This is a genomic window from Peribacillus sp., assembly GCF_059453735.1.
Genome location: NZ_JAZVJO010000441.1, coordinates 1 through 4,046 on the forward strand (window position 1 = coordinate 1; position 4,046 = coordinate 4,046).

At 39.9% G+C, this 4,046-nt stretch carries 3 protein-coding genes; all 3 read left to right on the top strand.

The features are described from left to right. Window positions 1–267: 267 nt before the first annotated feature. Window positions 268–1,092 (top strand): MIP/aquaporin family protein, encoded by an 825-nt coding sequence (locus tag AC52RT_RS14515; protein ID WP_495541402.1) that lies wholly within the window; start codon window positions 268–270, stop codon window positions 1,090–1,092. A 32-nt stretch (window positions 1,093–1,124) separates the two neighbouring features. Continuing rightward, complete coding sequence (gene glpK / locus AC52RT_RS14520; protein WP_495541403.1) at window positions 1,125–2,615, top strand: glycerol kinase GlpK; 1,491 nt, start codon at window positions 1,125–1,127, stop codon at window positions 2,613–2,615. A 173-nt stretch (window positions 2,616–2,788) separates the two neighbouring features. Then, the coding region (locus AC52RT_RS14525; RefSeq protein ID WP_495541404.1) for a glycerol-3-phosphate dehydrogenase/oxidase at window positions 2,789–4,046 on the top strand (1,258 nt) is incomplete at its 3' end.

Genomic DNA, 4,046 nt, shown 5'->3' on the forward strand with positions numbered 1-4,046 from the left:
GATTACAACGTCTAAACAAGAATTATGGAGTTTTTTTGAAGAATAAGGTTTTTTTAAAAAAAGAAGTTTAATCGAAGGAATGTGTCTTTTTCTTGACAGCGTTTTCATAGACTTGTATAATTCAAAATAAGTTAATAAATTGTGACGGAGATAAGGAGATTCACACAGTACTGCCTCTATATAAAGAGGATGATTCTGTGTGAATTTTTTTTGTCTCTCTCATAATGTTATTAGTAAAAGAACTTAAAACTAAGGGGTGTGTTAACCATGACTCCATTTTGGGGCGAGGTAATAGGTACGATGATTTTAATTGTTTTTGGTGCCGGAGTAGGTGCTGGTTCATCTTTGACGAAATCGTACGCAAAGGATTCAGGATGGATTGTCATCACTATTGCATGGGGCCTTGCAGTAACACTAGGGATTTTTGCTGTCGGGTCAATCAGTGATGCTCATTTAAACCCAGCAGTCACGATTGCCATGGCACTTAACGGAACGTTTGCTTGGAGCGATGTACCGGGTTACATAATTGCTCAAATGATAGGGGCTATTATTGGGGCAACGCTTGTCTTCCTGCAGTACCTGCCGCATTGGAAGGCTACGAACGATCCAGGAACAAAGCTGGGCGTCTTTTCGACAAGTCCCGCTATACCGCACACATTTTCGAATTTATTAAGCGAGATGATTGGTACATTTATGCTAATTCTAGGATTATTGTATATTGGCGCAAATGAATATTCTAAAGAGTTAAATCCTATTGCAGTTGGCTTATTAATTGTAGCGATTGGGATGTCACTTGGCGGGACAACAGGTTATGCGATTAATCCTGCACGTGACCTAGGTCCGCGTATTGCACACTTCTTATTGCCGATTCCAGGCAAGGGGTCATCAAACTGGGGATATGCGTGGATTCCGGTAGTCGGACCTATTTTAGGTGGTTCATTTGGAGCGGTATTCTATAAATATATGTTTAGTGGAACCCTTTCGATATCATTTTGGGTGGTCCTAGGCGCGAATGTAATTGTATTAGCTCTAGCATACGTTCTTGGTGAAAAGAAACAAAGTGAAATGGATAATTCGAAAATTGCTGTCTAAGTAAAATACGAGTAAAGAAAAGGGGAAAGCAAATGGAGACGTATATTTTATCATTGGATCAAGGAACGACGAGTACACGTGCTATTCTTTTTAATAAAAAAGGGGAAATCGTTCATACTGCACAGCGTGAGTTTACTCAATACTTTCCAAAGCCGGGCTGGGTAGAGCATAATGCAAATGAAATTTGGGGCTCTGTGTTGGCGGTAATTGCTGATCTTTTATCATCATCTATGATTAAACCAGAACAAATTGCCGGGATTGGTATTACAAATCAGCGGGAAACAGCAGTGGTTTGGGATAAAGAAACGGGACATCCGGTATATAATGCCATTGTGTGGCAATCTAGACAAACGAGCGGAATTTGTGACGAATTAAAAGAAAAAGGATATAGCGATACCATAAGAGACAAAACAGGTTTACTAATCGATGCTTATTTTTCCGGCACAAAGGTAAAATGGATTCTTGATAATGTTGAAGGTGCTAGAGAAAAAGCGGATCAAGGGAAACTTCTGTTTGGGACAATTGATACGTGGTTAATCTGGAAAATGTCTGGCGGCAAGGCGCATGTGACGGATTATTCTAATGCATCCCGAACGCTGATGTATAATATCCATGAATTAAAATGGGATGATGAACTTCTAGAAATTCTAACTGTACCTAAATCAATGCTCCCTGAAGTACGTCCATCTTCTGAAATCTATGCACACACTGTATCGTATCATTTCTTTGGTAAAGAAATTCCAATTGCCGGCGCAGCAGGGGATCAGCAGGCAGCTCTGTTTGGCCAAGCGTGCTTTACAGAAGGAATGGCAAAGAACACGTATGGTACAGGGTGCTTCATGCTGATGAATACGGGTGAAAAAGCGATCCGTTCTGAAAATGGTCTATTAACGACATTGGCTTGGGGAATAGACGGGAAGGTAGAGTATGCGCTTGAAGGTAGTATATTCGTTGCTGGTTCAGCTGTCCAATGGCTTCGAGATGGAATGAGAATGGTTAAATCAGCTAGTGATAGCCAGAGTTATGCGGACCGAGTGGATACAACAGATGGTGTGTATGTGGTGCCTGCTTTTGTCGGTCTTGGAACTCCTTATTGGGACAGTGATGTACGTGGGTCTGTTTTTGGATTAACCCGTGGTACAACAAAAGAACATTTTATCCGGGCAACGTTAGAATCCATTGCCTATCAAGCAAAAGATGTGTTATCTGCTATGGAAGCAGACTCAGGAATTAAACTAAAGACTTTACGCGTTGACGGCGGGGCTGTTAAAAATGATTTTCTCATGCAGTTCCAAGGTGATATCTTAAACGTGCCTGTAGAAAGACCTGTTATTAATGAAACAACTGCACTAGGTGCAGCTTATTTAGCAGGACTAGCAGTAGGTTATTGGGAAAGCCGGGAAGACATTGCTTCACAATGGGCGATCGAACGTTCTTACGAGCCGAAAATGGAAGAAGAACAACGGGAAACCCTTTATAAAGGATGGAAAAAAGCTGTCCATGCTGCAATGGCTTTTAAATAATTTTTTATTCTCGAGGCTGAGGATTTTTATTTATCAGCGTTTTCTGGTATACTAAACCTAAGTTAATAAAGTCGGTAGGAGACATGGAGAGACCACGAAACACATTATCATATTGATAATGTTGATTTGTGGTCTCTTTTATTGATTTCTACCAAAATGGAGGGGAAAATATAATGAACTTTTCAAATAAAAATCGTAATGAAATCATAACTTCTGTAAAGAAAGATAAATTGGACCTATTGGTAATTGGCGGAGGAATCACAGGAGCAGGTATTACCCTGGATGCTACAGTCAGAGGAATGAAGACGGCAGTAGTGGAAATGCAGGATTTCGCAGCTGGAACATCCAGCCGTTCAACAAAGCTCGTTCACGGTGGTTTACGTTATCTAAAACAATTCGAAATTAAAATGGTTGCTGAAGTAGGGAAAGAACGAGAAATCGTCTATGAAAATGGACCTCATGTTACCACGCCTCAATGGATGTTATTACCTTTCCATAAAGGTGGAACCTTTGGTAGTTTCAGTACAAATATCGGGTTGAGAGTATACGATTTCCTTGCGGGTGTTAAAAAAAGTGAACGTAGAAAAATGTTATCTCAACAAGAAACGTTGAATAAAGAACCTTTAGTGAAGAACGAAAACCTTCAAGGCGGAGGGTATTATGTTGAATACCGTACCGATGATGCTCGTCTTACCATCGAAGTTATGAAAACAGCTGTTGAATTAGGCGCAAAAGCACTTAATTATTCAAAAGTTGAAAATCTGCTCTATGAAAATGGTAAAGTTGTAGGTGTTTTAATTAATGACCAATTAACAGGTGAGAAACATGAGATTTATGCAGATAAAGTAGTCAATGCAACAGGTCCTTGGGTAGATGAAATCCGTGAAATTGATAATTCTAAGAAGGGTAAAGCATTACAATTAACAAAAGGCGTGCACTTAGTTATTGATCAATCTAGATTCCCGCTGAAGCAAGCTGTTTACTTTGATACACCAGACGGCAGAATGGTATTCGCTATTCCTCGTGAAGAGAAGGTTTATGTTGGAACGACAGATACCTTCTTCGATGAAGATGCGGTTAGTCCGAATATTACAAGCAGTGACCGAGAGTATGTGCTTAAATCCATTAATTATATGTTCCCGACTGTGAAGGTTACAGATGCTGATATTGAGTCTAGCTGGGCTGGTGTTCGTCCGTTAATTTTAGAAGATGGAAAAGATCCTTCAGAAATCTCCCGTAAAGATGAAATTTGGGAATCTGAGTCAGGATTAATCACCATTGCAGGTGGTAAATTAACAGGATACAGAAAAATGGCTGAAACGATCGTTAATTTAGTTGCCAAGAAATTTGAACAAGAAAAAAATATTAAATACACTACCTGCCAAACGAAACATCTTCCGATTTCAGGTGGTAATGTGGGCGGATCTAAAC

What these genes read in the sequence shown, in the direction of transcription:
- glpK (WP_495541403.1), top strand. Translation starts at nt 1,125, where the DNA reads ATGGAGACGTATATTTTATCATTGGATCAAGGAACGACGAGTACACGT.
- AC52RT_RS14515 (WP_495541402.1), top strand. Translation starts at nt 268, where the DNA reads ATGACTCCATTTTGGGGCGAGGTAATAGGTACGATGATTTTAATTGTT.